This is a genomic window from Nocardia sp. NBC_00565 (assembly GCF_036345915.1).
In the GTDB taxonomy this organism is placed as follows: Bacteria; Actinomycetota; Actinomycetes; order Mycobacteriales; family Mycobacteriaceae; genus Nocardia.
On the sequence record NZ_CP107785.1, the window covers coordinates 3,220,297 to 3,234,851 of the forward strand.

12 protein-coding genes and 1 pseudogene are annotated in these 14,555 nt (G+C 65.2%); 7 read left to right on the forward strand and 6 right to left on the reverse strand.

What is annotated here, in order from left to right; translation table 11 throughout:
• Positions 1-4: 4 nt before the first annotated feature.
• On the reverse strand, positions 5-2,017 hold the full coding sequence (locus OG874_RS15465; protein ID WP_330255838.1) for a polyprenyl synthetase family protein: 2,013 nt from the start codon (positions 2,015-2,017) through the stop codon (positions 5-7).
• A gap of 349 nt (positions 2,018-2,366) precedes the next feature.
• On the opposite strand from OG874_RS15465, the gene OG874_RS15470 reads away from it, so the two are divergent.
• From OG874_RS15470 to OG874_RS15490, 5 genes are all read left to right on the forward strand, one after another.
• Complete coding sequence (locus OG874_RS15470) at positions 2,367-2,534, forward strand: NYN domain-containing protein (RefSeq protein WP_330255839.1); 168 nt, start codon at positions 2,367-2,369, stop codon at positions 2,532-2,534.
• Positions 2,535-3,061: 527 nt separating this feature from the next.
• Positions 3,062-4,039: a DUF4344 domain-containing metallopeptidase gene (locus OG874_RS15475; protein WP_330255840.1), complete on the forward strand. Its 978-nt coding sequence runs from the start codon at positions 3,062-3,064 to the stop codon at positions 4,037-4,039.
• Positions 4,040-4,079: 40 nt separating this feature from the next.
• Complete coding sequence (locus OG874_RS15480; RefSeq protein ID WP_330255841.1) at positions 4,080-4,982, forward strand: hypothetical protein; 903 nt, start codon at positions 4,080-4,082, stop codon at positions 4,980-4,982.
• Positions 4,983-5,104: 122 nt separating this feature from the next.
• The gene (locus OG874_RS15485; protein WP_330255842.1) at positions 5,105-6,826 is read left to right on the forward strand and encodes a dynamin family protein; all 1,722 of its coding nucleotides are present in this window, start codon (positions 5,105-5,107) and stop codon (positions 6,824-6,826) included.
• A gap of 309 nt (positions 6,827-7,135) precedes the next feature.
• Positions 7,136-8,425 (forward strand): Hsp70 family protein, encoded by a 1,290-nt coding sequence (locus tag OG874_RS15490; RefSeq protein ID WP_330255843.1) that lies wholly within the window; start codon positions 7,136-7,138, stop codon positions 8,423-8,425.
• Between the two features lie 7 nt (positions 8,426-8,432).
• Here OG874_RS15490 and OG874_RS15495 read toward each other — a convergent pair whose 3' ends face one another.
• From OG874_RS15495 to OG874_RS15515, 5 genes and pseudogenes are all read right to left on the reverse strand, one after another.
• The gene (locus OG874_RS15495) at positions 8,433-9,911 is read right to left on the reverse strand and encodes a dynamin family protein (RefSeq protein ID WP_330255844.1); all 1,479 of its coding nucleotides are present in this window, start codon (positions 9,909-9,911) and stop codon (positions 8,433-8,435) included.
• Between the two features lie 173 nt (positions 9,912-10,084).
• Positions 10,085-10,987 (reverse strand): universal stress protein, encoded by a 903-nt coding sequence (locus OG874_RS15500; RefSeq protein ID WP_330255845.1) that lies wholly within the window; start codon positions 10,985-10,987, stop codon positions 10,085-10,087.
• Positions 10,984-11,586: an Rv1733c family protein gene (locus OG874_RS15505; RefSeq protein ID WP_330255846.1), complete on the reverse strand. Its 603-nt coding sequence runs from the start codon at positions 11,584-11,586 to the stop codon at positions 10,984-10,986. The genes OG874_RS15500 and OG874_RS15505 overlap by 4 nt, the downstream gene beginning before the upstream one ends.
• A 79-nt stretch (positions 11,587-11,665) precedes the next feature.
• Positions 11,666-11,899, reverse strand: a pseudogene (locus OG874_RS15510) (STAS domain-containing protein); the annotation flags it as partial.
• A gap of 223 nt (positions 11,900-12,122) precedes the next feature.
• Positions 12,123-13,118 carry an Acg family FMN-binding oxidoreductase gene (locus OG874_RS15515; protein WP_330257300.1) on the reverse strand — a complete coding sequence of 332 codons (996 nt, stop codon included), beginning with the start codon at positions 13,116-13,118 and terminating at the stop codon, positions 12,123-12,125.
• A 239-nt stretch (positions 13,119-13,357) separates the two neighbouring features.
• Between OG874_RS15515 and OG874_RS15520 the strand changes: the two genes are divergently transcribed.
• Both OG874_RS15520 and OG874_RS15525 read left to right on the forward strand, forming a co-directional pair.
• Positions 13,358-13,594 carry a hypothetical protein gene (locus OG874_RS15520; protein ID WP_330257715.1) on the forward strand — a complete coding sequence of 79 codons (237 nt, stop codon included), beginning with the start codon at positions 13,358-13,360 and terminating at the stop codon, positions 13,592-13,594.
• Complete coding sequence (locus tag OG874_RS15525) at positions 13,591-14,547, forward strand: AAA family ATPase (protein WP_330255847.1); 957 nt, start codon at positions 13,591-13,593, stop codon at positions 14,545-14,547. The genes OG874_RS15520 and OG874_RS15525 overlap by 4 nt, the downstream gene beginning before the upstream one ends.
• Positions 14,548-14,555: the final 8 nt, after the last annotated feature.

A 14,555-nucleotide genomic window follows, 5' to 3' on the forward strand; every position in this document is an offset into this window, starting at 1 on the left:
CGGCTTACGACGCGGTAGGAGCCGGTTCGGCGGCCGGGTAGTAATAGATCTCACGGCGCAAGCGTTCCAAGTCCGGCGCTGCCGAAGCGGAGGTTTGCTCGTACCGATCGCTCTCACGCCCCCAGAGCCCCACGCTCGCTATGTTCACGTACATCTCCGCGTAGTCCTTCCCCCGGCCCGACAGGCCGGGAAGCACGCGCAGGAGCGCGGGGACATAGTGGATCACCGCCTCGAGCTGGGCGCGCTGATCCGCCACTTGGCGCTGCACCTGCTCGACGGCTTCGCGGCGGGTGCAGCCGGTCTCGTGACGGACCGCCCGCACCAGGTTGTAGGGGACGTGGTCTGCCTCGTCCTGATCCAACCCCACCAGGTCGTTCTCCACGAAGGTCACCCAGAAGGCCAGTTCCTCGAGACGGCGGATCACAGGGTGGTTGCGCACCTTCGACGGCAGTTCCCGGTCCTGGTACACCTCCATGCAGGCGATGGCGGTTTCGATCCCACTGGTCGACATCCGCAGCGGCAGATAGTCGGCCGTGGCGGGGATGTAGCCGTTGATACGATGGTGCGCTTCGCGTTCGGCGGCTTCGAACCACTCCTCGATGCCGTCGAGGAATCGCTCCTGCCAGCGGGTGGTTCGGCCCTCGCGCAGGCGCGGCCACAAACTCGCCCAGGCCGTCGGGATCGCCCCTGACCTCCACGGTCTCTCCGGGTCCTGGCGCAGCATTGCCACCATGCCACGCCTCAGCGCGGTCACGGCTTCCGGATCCCTCAGCTGCGGATCCTCGAAGAGGTCGTCCCACGCAAGGACCAGCACGGCCATGCCGTAGGCGGTCTGTTCACGGGCCGCGTCCGCTGCTGGGGCCAAAGTTTGTGCCGGGATCCGGATCGCTCCTGTCCACCGGTGGTAGTCGGCCTCGGCAGGAGTGCGGGCAAGGCCGGTGTCCACCAGCCAGCTCCGCAACCATTGCGCGAGCTGCGGCGGGAGCCCACCACCGTGGGCTCCGGATGGCCGTACCGGCTGCCGGAGGACCGCGGGACCAGGAGTTCGCCGATCGAGTATGGACCGGACGTAGGCGGTCATCGCGTGGCGGACGCTCGGGTCAACGGGCACAGCGGCGAGCTGACCGTCAGCCTGGTCCAGGAATTCATCGGCTCTCGCCCGTGCTTCGTCCACGGCGCCGGAGGCGATGACGAGTTCGCGGGCACGGGCGGCTTGCTCACTCGTCATCGCTCTGCGCAGCAGGTTGGCAAGGTCCCGGTCGCGAGCAGCCGCACGGATCACGGGAAGTGTGTAGATGCCCTCGGGCAGATCCGCATTGATGGGCTTGCCCATTTCTTCGGCGGTCGAGGTCAGATCGAGGATATCGTCATACAGCTGGTAGGCCAGCCCGAACTGTCGACCGAACTGGGCCAACGCCTCTTCTTCGTCCTCGGGCCGGTCGGCCTGCATCGCGCCCACCCGGCATGCCAGCGAGAGCACCGCCGCTGTCTTGCCGTCGATCGAGTCCAGATAGGACTGCTCGCTGCGCGAGGCCACGTAGAGGTCGGCGGCCTCGATCACCATGCCCGCACACATCTGCTCACCCGCGATCGCCCCCGCGAGAACTTCACGCCGGCCGAGTTCGGCCAGCATCCGCACGCTCGTGAGCATCACGGAGTCCCCACCCAATACGGCCATATGCGAGCCCCACACCACGTTCGCACTGGGGCGGCCTCGACGCTCATACGCATGATCGACGACGTCGTCGTGGTAGAGCGAGCCCAGATGCAGCAACTCGACGGCGGCAGCGGCGCGCACCACCCGGTCCTCGGCCGGGACGGCGGGATCGGTGAGTAGGTAGTACGACAATAGGGTCAAAGTGGGACGCACCAGGCGGCGAGAGGTGTCGGGCCCTTCGTCTGTGAGTGCGGTCAGTTCGGGCCTGCCTTCTAGTCGAACGGGTCCGAGAACGTCACGGACGCGGTCCAAGTCCGCATCCAGATGCGGGAAGACAGCCGAATCGATTTCACGTGGCACGCGTGCACTCCTGACTGGTTACATCGGTCATCTACAACACCGCCGATCCATGGCAATTTGACACCATCACCACGCGGAAGATGTTGGTATCGGCCAATTTTGACGTCACCACAGCCTCAGCCGGGTAGCTTCGATGGTATCGAATCATGCAGATCATGGCGTGTCCATGCCACTCTAACCAGCCCAAAGACGTTGTGGCACATGCACCTCCGATAGATCCCTGCGGCTGGCCCCGTGCATTACGCGACATCTCCGAACCGGCCGCGCCGACCACGCACATCATCCACCGGCACCAGACAGATGCACGATAACCGGACTCCGCGATCGAACACATACACAGTTCGTGCGGATGATCGACGCGGTAGATCCGTTGCACATCACCACCATTCGCGTGTTCACGCTCATCTCCAGCGACTCCGACTTCACCGGTCTGGACATACGCCTACGCGAATCCGGCTGTTATATCTACGGTTTTCGCACGTCGTATCGGGCAGCGCGGCGTCGATCGCTGCATTGATCTCGGCGCCTCGGGTTCGGATCAGTCGGCGCTGGTCGTGGGCCGATTCGCTGTTCTGGATCACCGATGGCGGTCTGGAATCACGTCGTCAACCGGCCAGGTACTCGATCATCGCTGCACAAGTCGACTCATCATCGAGTACTTCTTGGAAGTACGCACCAGCCCGCCGTGGGTGCGCCGATTCACCGACATCTGGCTGCTCGCCCGCTGCGCCGCGGCACTGGCCATATGCCTGCGCTGAACACCTACTGCAAGGGACACTAGCCGCGAGCGCGGCGGCGCCCGCCATTCGGTTACGCGGCAGCAACAACGTATCCGCCTGTCGGCACGACCGAGAAAACAGATCTGCGAACGACAGCCGGGGCGTACGTGACATACCGGATTGCCGATCACCTCGGTGAACGCCCGGGTTCAACGCGAAGCCTCGGCGGCACGAAGGAAAACCCATCATGCCGAGCACCCAGTCTTGCTACCATCTAGCAATCATCGCGTAGCGGGCGCCCTGCGAGCTGGAGAGGCGTATTGCAATGATTCCCACATGGTGTCGATGGGCCGGGGCGGTAGCCATATTGGCTGCGGCGACCACAGCATGTTCATCGGATAAAGACGGAAAGCCGGCGTCGCAGGGGACGACAAGCGCCGCAACTTCGAGCAAGGTGGCGGACACCGGAAAGTTCGTGCCCAAGTACGAGCGTGCGATGGCTTCGGACCTTGCCAAAGAAGGCAAGCAGGCCATTCAAGACAACAAGATCCTCGAAGAGCTTACTGATGCCCTCGAGACGATGTACAAGCTACCCAAGGACATTCCCGTCATCGCCAAGGAATGTGGCGAGTTCAACGCGTACTGGGACCCGAAGAACCAGTCGCTGATCCTCTGTTACGAGATGTTCGCGGTCGCCGAGAGATACGCGAAGATGCAGGCTGCGGATCCTGCGAATGCGAATTACATGGGAACTACTGACATTTTCAACCTTTACTTCGACGGCGTAACTCGCATGATCACCTTCCACGAGTCCGCACACATGGCGATCAACCTGTATTCGCTCCCCGCGACAGGACGTGAAGAGGACTCCGCGGACCAGCTCGGCGCCCTGGTCCTATTGACCATCCCCGGTCCCCTCGGTGCCGGTAGCGTGGCCGCGGCGGCCGACTTCTGGTTCGACGTCTCCGATGATCCGGCAAGTCTCGATGCGCGCACCTTCGCCGACGAACACTCGTTGAGTCAGGTACGCGCCTACAACCTGGAGTGCTGGGCCTACGGCTCCCAACCCAACGTGCTGGACGCGCTGGTGAACAAACCGGGTGAGCCAGAGAAGAAGGGGTTCCTGCCATATCAGCGTGCTGCCGGGTGTCCCGATGAGTACAACCGAATGAAGGCCGCGTGGGAGACCCTTTTGAAGCCCTATATCGAGACCGGCCTCGGCGTCCCCGCCACCGCTGGCAATACCCCGAGTGCGACACCTTCTTCGACTACCCAAACGCATTCCACCACCCCTACGCGCTAGGCGAGTCGTCTTCCCGCTGTCTCTACGACAATGGACGCGGTTGACGTCGCAGGCGGCCACAGCGCTCACCTTCGGGGGCGAATGCCCGCCTCCAAGGGTGTGGGTTTGCTCCACCTCAGGTGTCTATTTCCTGCCGTCGTATGCCCGGACCATAGATCACGAGCCATTGGTACCGGGAAGTCCAGACGTGGATTGGCCCATCCACAATTCGACGACAGAGACCCATGGAGGGCGAAAATTGTCACAGGAAAACCCATTCGAAGACATCATGAACCAGCTTGGCGGAGCCGCGGGTTGCGGTGGCGCCACGACGGATCCGCAGGATACGACGGCACAGCTGAGCCAGGGATTCGACGACATCATGAATCAGCTGGGCGGGATTCCCGGTCTCGAACAGCCGCAGGGGCCGATCGAAATTCCCGGCCTCGAGCTGCCGGTTGACCAGCAACCGGTGGATCAGCAGCAACCACCTGTGGATCAGCAACAGCCTGTCGATCAGCAGGCACCCGTCGACCAGCAACCGATCGACCTGCAGTTCCCCATGGACCAACAGCCGCCCATCGATCAGCAGACACCTGCCGATCAGCAAGCACCCGTCGACCAGCAACCGATCGACCCGCAGTTCCCCATGGACCAACAGCCGCCCATGGACCAGCAGGCACCTGCCGATCAGCAACAGCCCATCGACCAGCAACCGATCGACCTACAGTTCCCCATGGACCAGCAGCCGCCCATGGACCAGCAGGCACCTGCCGATCAGCAACAGCCCATCGACCAGCAACCGATCGACGAGATGTCCATGGACGACGGCCTGCCGCCCGATGACCTCTACAACACGGGTTCCGACGGCCTCGGCATGGGCGCTGGGACGGAAGACATGTTTTCCGAGGGACCCTTGGCCGATATCGGTGACACCATCGCCGACGCCATGGACATGTTCTGAGCATGCGAGCCGATCAACTACCGACGGGCGAATCGGCCGCTGCCGTCCCGCCCCTGTTCGATTGGTTGATCCGACTCGCACAGTCGGCGCACCGGGAAGACCTGCTCGGTACCCTCCAATCCGTGCGACGCCGATCCGCCGACGCTGCCCTGCGGGTCGCTGTTGTCGGATTGCGCCAGAAGGGCAAGAGCCAGCTGATCAACGCCCTGCTGAACGAGCAGGTCTGCGTAGTCGGTGACCGTCGAGCCACCTCGGTGGTCACCGTCGTCCGGCACGCGGACGAACCGGTCGCGAAGCTGGTCGTCGAGATGCCGCACGCCGAAACTCCCGTCGCAGCTCTACTACCATTCGGTGAACTGCAGTCCGATCTGGCGAAGTCCCCGCGCGCGCGAGGCGGCCAGGTGGTGTGCGCGGAGGTCGGCGTCGATACCGCGACGCTGCCGAAGGGTCTGGCCCTCATCGACACCCCCGGTGTCGGCGGCGTCGGCCAGCAGCATGCCCCGCGAGTATTGAACGAGGTGGCGCTGGCCGATGCCGTCGTCATCGTCACCGATGCCGGCCAGGAGTTCACCGAACCCGAATTTCGGTTCGTGCGGCAGGTGATCGGGCTGTGCCCGACGGCCGTCGTTGCGTTGACCAAGGTCGATATCTACCCCGAATGGCGCCGAATCGCGGACGCCGACCGGCGCCACCTCGCCGATGCCGGGGTGGGATGCCGAATCATTCCGGTTTCGTCGACGCTGCGCAGCCACGCGGTGCGCCTGCGCGACAAGGAACTCAATGCCGAATCCGGCTATCCCGACCTACTTGCGTTCCTGCGCACCGAGGGACTCGCCGACGTCGCAACCAAGCGGCGCGTCCGCATAGCGCGGGATCTCGAGTCTGTCGCGCACCATCTGACCGTGCCGTTCGAGGCGGAATTCAATGCCTTGCGCGACCCTGAGTTCCGCCAACGAATGGCCGACGAGGTGAAGGCTCGCAAAGAGATGTCGGACGCGCAGGTCAAGTCGGCGCGATCGTGGCAACAAGTATTGAACGACGGTGTCGCGGACCTCAATTCGGAGATCGACCATGACCTTCGGGAACGGCTGCGGAGCATCAACAAGCACATCGAGTCCGAGCTCGCGGACGGCGATCCGGACAAGAAATGGCCGCTACTGACCGAGTGGGTGCAGGAACAGGTGAGCGCAGCGGTCGGCGACAATTTCGTCTGGGCGTATCAGTCGGCTCAGGCACTGGCCGAGCGGGTGGCGGCATCGTTCGCCGTGGACGGCATCGGTATCGATCTTCCCGCGCTCGAGGCCATCTGCGCGGGCGACCTCATCGACCCTCGGCTGCAGATCGGCGAACTGCGCGATATGAAGGTTTCGCTGGCGGACCGGGGCCTGACCGCGCTTCGCAGTGGCTACAGCGGCGCGATGATGCTCGGCATGGGCGCCACCATGATCGGCGCGGCGATGATGAACCCGATCACGATCGGCGCCGGAGTCGTCATCGGCGTGAAGGCCTACCAGCAGGACCGCGCCGGACGACTGGCGCGCCGCCGCAACGTAGCTCAGCTCACGCTCCGAAAGTACGTCGACGACGTGTCCTTCCAGGTGCACAAGCTCTCCCGTGACCGCCTCCGGAACATGCAGCGGGAGCTGCGCGATCACTTCAAGGAATCTGCTGATCAGGCGTTGGCGTCGCTACAGAGTTCGATGAAGGCAGCACAGGACGCAGCCGGCATGGAGTTCGCCGAGCGGGAAAAGCGTGCCGCCGAGGTCGAGCAGAATTTGGCCGCGCTGGCCAAGATTCGGGAGGGTGCCACCCGCCTGCGGGCTGTGCATTCGCAGGGAATGTAGTCGTCGCTGCCACCGCTGCAGCGATGTCCCTGGTTCCACCTTGGGTGAACGAACCTCACCCCGTCAGGTGGTCTGGTTCAGCACTTGGGGAGCTGGCCGACAATCCGAATGTGAACGAGATTTATATGCGCGAGTAAGAACGAGTTCAACCGAGAGGTGTGTATGTCCGGAAGTCTTGGCATCAAGATCGGCACGGCCGGTTTCGTCACTGCAGCTGATGCGGCGTCCGCGACGACCGCAGGTTCCGGGCGATACGCCCGACGTCTCCGGACGACCCAGCACCAAGCGACGTTGATCATGACCCGAGGCATGGCGCCGACACTGTCTCCGCTCGGCAGCGGCGCCGGTCCGGTGCACCCGGGACTGGTGGTCACCGGGTTCGTGGACCGCGTCGGTGACCCGATCGATCTCATCGCCGCGGACGGTTCCGCCCATCGACCGGCGGATCTCGTCGCCCGCGCCGTCCAGTACCTGACCCGGTATTCGGCCGGTGCGTTCGCCGGACCTCCCACAATCGCGGCGACCTATCCCAGCTACTGGAAACCACAGGGCGTGCGGGCGCTTCGCGAGGCGCTCGACCAGATGGACATGACCGGTGTGGCACTCGTGGACGAGGTTGGATCGATCCTCGCTCAAGTCGAGTCCACACGTGGGCTGCCATCGGACGGCGCCGTCGTGGTGTACGACCTCGGCGGCAACGGCCTCAGCGTTTCGGTGGCCCGCGGTACCGAACAGATCGGCAGGACCGTCCGGAACTCGGAATTCGGTGGTAAGCACATCGATGACGCCATTTTGCGGCAAGTTCTCCGAGGTCTGGATGGGGAACTCGGAGACGTCGATCTCGCGGCCCCTGCTCTGCTTGCGCCGCTCAACGAATTGCGACGGCGCTGCCAGCAGGCCAAGGAGACACTCTCCACCGAAACGGCCGCGGTGGTCGAGGTGGAGCTGGGACGCGTGCGTCACGATGTGCGACTTGTCCGCTCCGAACTCGAGGACCTGATCAGAGAGCAGGTTGTCGGGTCAGCCGGACTTGTCCGAGAAGCCTTGCACACCAACGAAATCGATGCTCGTGATGTGCGAGCGGTGGTGTTGGCCGGTGGTGCGGCGGCAACCCCGCTCGTCGCCGAGGTGTTGTCCGCGGAGTTCCACGTACCGGTGATAGCGGAACCCGATCCTGGCCTCACATCGGCGAATGGCGCCGCTCTGCTCGCACGTTCTTCGGTGCGTGCCACCACATCGGTGCCGGTGCCGCCGCCATCGATGTCGGCACCGACATCCGCTACCGCACCGCAAGCTCCCGAACCGCCTCCCTCCACCGACCCGGTCGCGAGCAAGCCGCCGGTGGTCGTCGCACCCGCGAATACGGTGGCGCCGGGATCAACCGGAGGTGGCGAAAAGGTCGGCAGTCGGCGTCGTAAACGAGCATTTCTTGCCGCGGCGGCGATTGCTACGCTCGCAGCGGCAATTGTTGGCATTGCCGCGCACAGCGTGCCGAAGACCGAGCCGCAGCCCGCGGTAAACGAGCAGGTGCACGATCCGGCTCCACCAGCCGTGACCACCCCCACCCCACTCCCATACCCCACCAGGCATGTTTCATGAGTTGGTTCTATCGAACACCCCGCCGCAACTCGCTCAGGATGCCTTCGGCGCTGCGTGCCGCCACAATGCAGGCGTTGGCTGTGAACTGATCCGCGAGTGGGTGCTCGGCACGGAATCGCCATCGTCTGATTTCCGCCAATGCGACGTCCTGGCCCACACCGGCGACCGCGAACGGTTCGATTCCCAAGCGTTCGGCCGGTCCGGTTCCGCGACCGCCGATCACCCGTTGTAAGTCGGTGAGTTCGTGTTCGGACAACACCGTCTCGGTCGAGCGGAGCCGACTGAGAAGACGGAGTTCTTCGAAGCCGTGCACATTCGCGAGCAGTGTCGCGACTTCCCGGTCGAGCGGCGCGGCCTGCGCGGCCGGGTTGGCGGCGAATATCTGCCGCAGCATCAGCAGAGCGGTATGTGCCTTCAGTTCGTCCGCACGCTGGCCGAACTGAATGTCGATTACGCGCTCGAGTTCGCCGATACCACTGCGTGCGATCAGTTCGTCGACCAGCGCCGCCGAATTGGCGGTACCGGCCCGTAATCGAGTCAGTGTCAGGCGAATTCCGAATAGCCCCAGACGTCTGACGAGATGCTGTCGGGCCGAGGAATCAATCGGCAGATGGTCGGCTCGCTGGAATCGATCGGCCGAGAGCATGGCCGATTCCAGGTCGGCCGGTGCAACCGTGGCAAGCAGGCGAAGGACTACGAACTCGCTCTGTCGAAGAGTTTTCGCGGTAAAGGCGAGCAAACCCGCAACCGGTACGGCTGCCTGACAGAGGCCCGTCATTTCCAACTCGCGAGTGAAGTCTTCGGCCGCCGCGCGGGCAGACTGCATTGCGTCCGGATGGCCCGCACCGAGTTCGTCTGCCCGCGAGAGGACGCCGACGATTCCGAGCGGACCAGCGCTGCCGCCGACGTGGTCCCCGATATGACGAATCAGTGCGAGGTCGGAATCGTCGAGCGAACGAAACAGATAGACCACCGCATCGGCTCCGGCGGAGCCGGTGTCCGGAGTCAGCAGGCGCAGCGTGCGCGCGGACACGTCCCTCGACAGTGACGTGGTTCCGGGTGTGTCGATGAGCGTTGTGCGCGCGAGGCGGGGCACTGGCCAGTGGACGTCGATTCGATCGACCTGCGCTGCCGTATGTCTGCCGAGGTCGAACGTCAGACCACCCTCGGCTCGCTGTATCGGCACATACTCCGACTGGCCGCTCGCGAGCCGGGCGATAACCGTCGGCGTGGCACCGTGCCGGTACCAGGTCACGACGCGGGTGCACTCGGTGGCGTCGGTAGGGGCGATGTCTTGCCCGACCATTGCGTTGAGCAGCGTCGACTTTCCGGCCTTGACGGCACCGGCCAATGCGATTCGCAGCGGTTCGTGCAGTCGTCGCGCACCTACCTCGAGGCAATCGGTAGCGGCACGATTACCGAAGTAAACGCGATGGGCTCCCTCGATGATTCTGTCGACCCTGGCGATCGGCGCCGCGGTGTTCATATCGGCACCCGGGTAATCCGCTCCGGCTGCGTCGAAACGTCGCCCAGCATGGTTTTGCCCATACCGAACATCATTGCGCCACCGAATCCGCAGCGCGGGCCAACACTTCTTTCTCTCCGATAAATAGCATGCTGATCGCGAGGTCGAATGCGGATCAGCACCATCGAGCCCGATCAGTGCAAGCGGACCACGATCATCGGGACCTCCACCGAATGCAGGAGGGAGTTGCTGGTCGATCCGAGCAGCATGCTCGAGAATCCGCCGCGGCCGTGGCTGCCGACGACAACCAGCTGGGCGGTCCCGGATTGGTCGAGCAGTGCGCGAACGGGCCTGTCCGCCACGGTGATCCGGTGCACTGCTACGTCGGGATAGCGTTCGCCGAAGCCTGCGAGGCTCTCCGAGAGCAGGGCCTCGGCGATGTCGTGCGCGGCATCCCGGCCCGCGACGGGCAGGTCGATTCCGCTGGTGTCGCTCCAGGCGTGCAGGGCGATCAAATCGACCTTGCGGCGGGAGGCCTCCTCGAAGGCGATTTCGACAGCGGGCACACTGTTGGCGCTGCCTTCGACGCCGACCAGCACCGGCCGCATCGCCGACACCGCGTCGATCGCCGACATCCCATGGATCACCGCGACCGGGCAGTGCGCGTGATGGGTCACGGCAGTACTGACCGAGCCGAGCAGCCCACGCTGGAACGCGCCGACGCCTCGGCTGCCGACCACCAGCATCCTGGCATGCGCGGAGCGCTCGATCAGCGTTGCCGGAATCAGCTCGAACGTCACCTCGGTGGTGATGGCGAGGTCCGCGCCCGGCGCGGCGGTGCGCGCCACGCTGGTCGCCTCGGTAACTATGCGCTCGCCGCTTCGACGCAGCGACTCCGTATCGTCCTCGGTCAGCAACGCACCCGGCCCGAAGCCGGTGGGAATCGCTACCGAGGTGAGGATATGTAGCGGCCTGCGGTGCAGCGCGGCTTCGACGGCCGCCCAGGCCGCGGCCTGGTATGAGCTCGCCGACCCGTCGACTGCCGCGAGGATCGGCTGGTCGAGTTCTGTTCTATGCACAGCGGATTCGCCTGTCATGTGCATTCCTCTCCGACCGGGCTACCGAGGTGCCGCCACTGCCGGTCCCGTCCGGTGTTCCGATCTCGATGCAGCAGCCGGCCCCCGCCGAGCAGCAGCAGCCATGCGCTCGACCAGACACCGGCCAGCACCGTCACGCTCGCACCGAGACCGGCCAGTACAGCCGTACCGGGGCGTGGTGGCGCGGATGTGGGAGCGCCGTCGGGTGCGAGCCACACCGGCACATGCTTGCCGAGGGCCGCGGTACGGGCCACCGGGACGATCGCGGTGCCCGCTCGGCCTTTCTCGCTCCATTGCACCGTCGCCTCGAAACGGCGGGCCGGAGTCCATTGCGGCGGGGTCGTGATCGTTGCGCTGACCACGGATTTCGTCGTCTGCTCGGTCCGGATGCGGGCGGCCGCTGAAGTGTAGGCGGCGGCGCTGATCGCTCCCGCCACCGGCACGGCGGCGACCACAGCGAGCGCCACGACGATCCGCAGCAGCGCTCCGAATCGATCCGATCGACGCATCAGCGCATTCGAACTCCACGGCTGTGGCAGCCACAGCCGGACCAGGCGTATCCACAAGTCGCGGATCGGGACGGCGGCGCTCTCGGACATCTGGGAATCACCTCTTTCGACGGCGTTACCACCGACTTCGAGCATCTCGCACGGTCCGGTCCGCGGGCAGAGAAGAAAGTCATACACCGTGGGGGTCATCCGACCCTGTATCAAGGTCCGCCCGGAAGGCCTCGATCGCGGTTGGCAGGGTCGGGTAGAGGTGCTGGTCGCCGATTTTGTCGGTCAGTCCGGCGGCGTCCAGATCGTCGCGCAGATCTTGTTCGATGCGCGCCATCGCGAAGACGATGCCGTGCGCCGCCAGCTCAGATCGGAGTTGTTCGACCGCGTCGAGCGCTGTGAGGTCCACCTGCACAGCACCGTTCCAGCATTGTGCGCCGCGGACCCCGATGCGACGCCCGAAACTCACCGGGGCTCCCCCGACGTCCGAAGGTCCTCCGGCAAGCGTCGGTTCGGCCCTGGTCGACGGCACCGTCCGCCCGTTGGCGGTATTCACCTCCACCCAGTTTCCGCGGCACGAGGAGACCGACATGCTGGCGCGGGTCATCTACGAAACGATGTTCGGCAAGCTCGCCCGTTCAGCAGGCGGTGACCTCGGTGGTGTCGAAGGGATCCAATACGTCCTCGACCGCCCGGCGCGGTGTGACGGGCAACTGTTCGGCGCTCGTCGGTGCCCAACCGATTCTGATCACGGCCTGGGGATAGCCGTAGTCGTCGAGGACACCGACGCGAACCCGGTGCCGCAACGTCGGGATTTCGAGCGGTTCGGTCATCAGACAGGTGGCCAACCCGACATTCGTCGCGGTCAATAGCACCGCGCTCAACGCCTCGCCTGCACACAGTCGCGAGAGCCGATCGTCGGCCGAGGTGCCGAGCACGAGCAGCTCGGCGTAGTCGGGTTCGTGCGACTCGTCGACCCACTGTGGGCCGGCGAACGCCCGTGCCAGAAGCTCGTCTTCGGACCGGGATCGCGCAGTGTTCCTGGCGGGCACACCATCCGGCGTCCCGTGCCTGCCACTCCACTCGGCCAGCTCGGGTCGATATCCCGGGTCCCCCGCGTGCCGTTCCGCCGCCGCTCGCATCGTCTCGACCAGGCGGTCCCGCGACAGGTCGGTCGCCTGCCGCACGATCGCCCCCAGTATCGCTGCGCGCTCGGTGACCAGCCCGAGGTATCCCGGCGGCACCGGCCACGAGGTGAAATGCCGGCGATCGGTCCGTCTACGGGTGATCGCGGCGCTCAGCTCGATATCGTAGGGAGTCGGCCGATGCCGCACTAGTTCGATCGATGCCAGGTGATTCGGTTCCGCCGGATTCGGCAGCCGGTGCACCACAGCCGACCAGCCGAGTGCCGCGAACGCGACCCGCAGATGATGCAGCGCCGCACCACAGCTCAAGACGAGATCGCGTTGATCGGAGTCGGTCGAGGGCAGCGCCCGGGTCGGATCCATATACAGGTGCACGCTGCGGTCGCCGATCCGCCACCGCCACGGCTGGGTGTTGTGAACCGAAGGCGCCCGCACCGCGAGCGCTAGCGCCGCCTTCACGGTGTGATCATCGAGCAGTCCGCGGTCCATTGTCATCGTCCTTCCCCTTACGTCTCGACTCACGTTCCCACCGCCACGGTTACCTCGGTAAGAGCAGGACGACCCCTCCTTGCGGGACTTCGGACGCCGCTTTTACCCCGATCCGCCGGACGGTCCGGAAGTCCCGCCACATCAATGACCTTTGGCCATCACGCCGCGGCGCTCGGTACGAAATCCTGAGTGCATCGCGTGAACCCCTGCGTGCGTCACCAATAACGGAGGTTGGCACCATGCCCGAATTCCATGACCGAAGCGCCGTCGTCACCAGCGGCGCTCCCGGCATCGGCGCGGCCATCGCGCATACCCTTGGCAAGCGTTTCGGTGAGCCGGAAGAGGTCGCGGCGATGGTCGGTTTCATCGTCACCGAGGCCACCTTCTCGACCGGATCGGAATTCGTCATCGACGGCGGCGCCACCGCGGCCATGACACTCGTCGGACCTGCCCGAGCGCAGGGAACACGGCTATGAGCGCGGCGGCTCCCGCGCAGCTGCGGGAAACCCACACCGGCGTCGACCGGCGACTGTCCAACATCCTGGCCGACCCGACCGTGCGCGGATCGGAGCTGTCCGCGCTGGTCCAGGTGCTGACCCTGTTCCACCACACGGCACGGCGCGGCCCGGAGATCGATCGTGCCGGAACGCCGGAGGAACTGCGGCGCCGCTGGCGCCGGCTGCTGCACAGTCTCGCCGGACAATCCGCCGATATCATCGAACCAGCACAACTCGCGCGGATCGATGAACTCGCGATGCGCTACATCGACGGCCGAAATCCGTTGCTGGCGAACAGGATCGCGGTGCGCCACCTCGAACAGGCGGCGGTACGGCTGGTACTCGTCGGTGGTCTGCCGGGCACCGGAAAATCGACCGTGGCCACCAACCTCGCGATAGCCACCGGCGCGGTCGTCATCGCCAGCGACCATGTGCGCAAGCAGCTGCTGGCCGGGCACGAGCTGACGGGCTCGATCGGCACCTACGGCGCCGGCGCCTACGCACCGGCGGGCAAGGCACGCGTCTACGCCGAGATGCTGAGCAAGGCCCGTGCACTGCTGGGATCCGGTGTGTCGGTGATCCTCGACGCGAGCTGGATCGATGCGACCGAACGACAGCGCGCGGCCGCACTCGCCGAAGAGGCACACGCCGACCTGGTCGAGCTGCGATGCGTCTGCCCGCGCGCGGTGGCCAGTGGTCGGATCCGCCAACGTGCGGTCTGCGAATCCGATGCGACACCGGACATCGCCGTGGCCATCGCGGACGCGACCGTCGCATGGCCGGACGCGATCACTCTCGACACGACCTGGCCGCCGGACCACACCGCCGCCGCCGTGCGCGCATGGCTGCGGACCGAGCCGCAAGATCAAGGGACTTACGTCACCGATCCCGCCTATCTCCGACATGCCGAGCCTGATCGCTCAGTAGGCTGAAATAATCG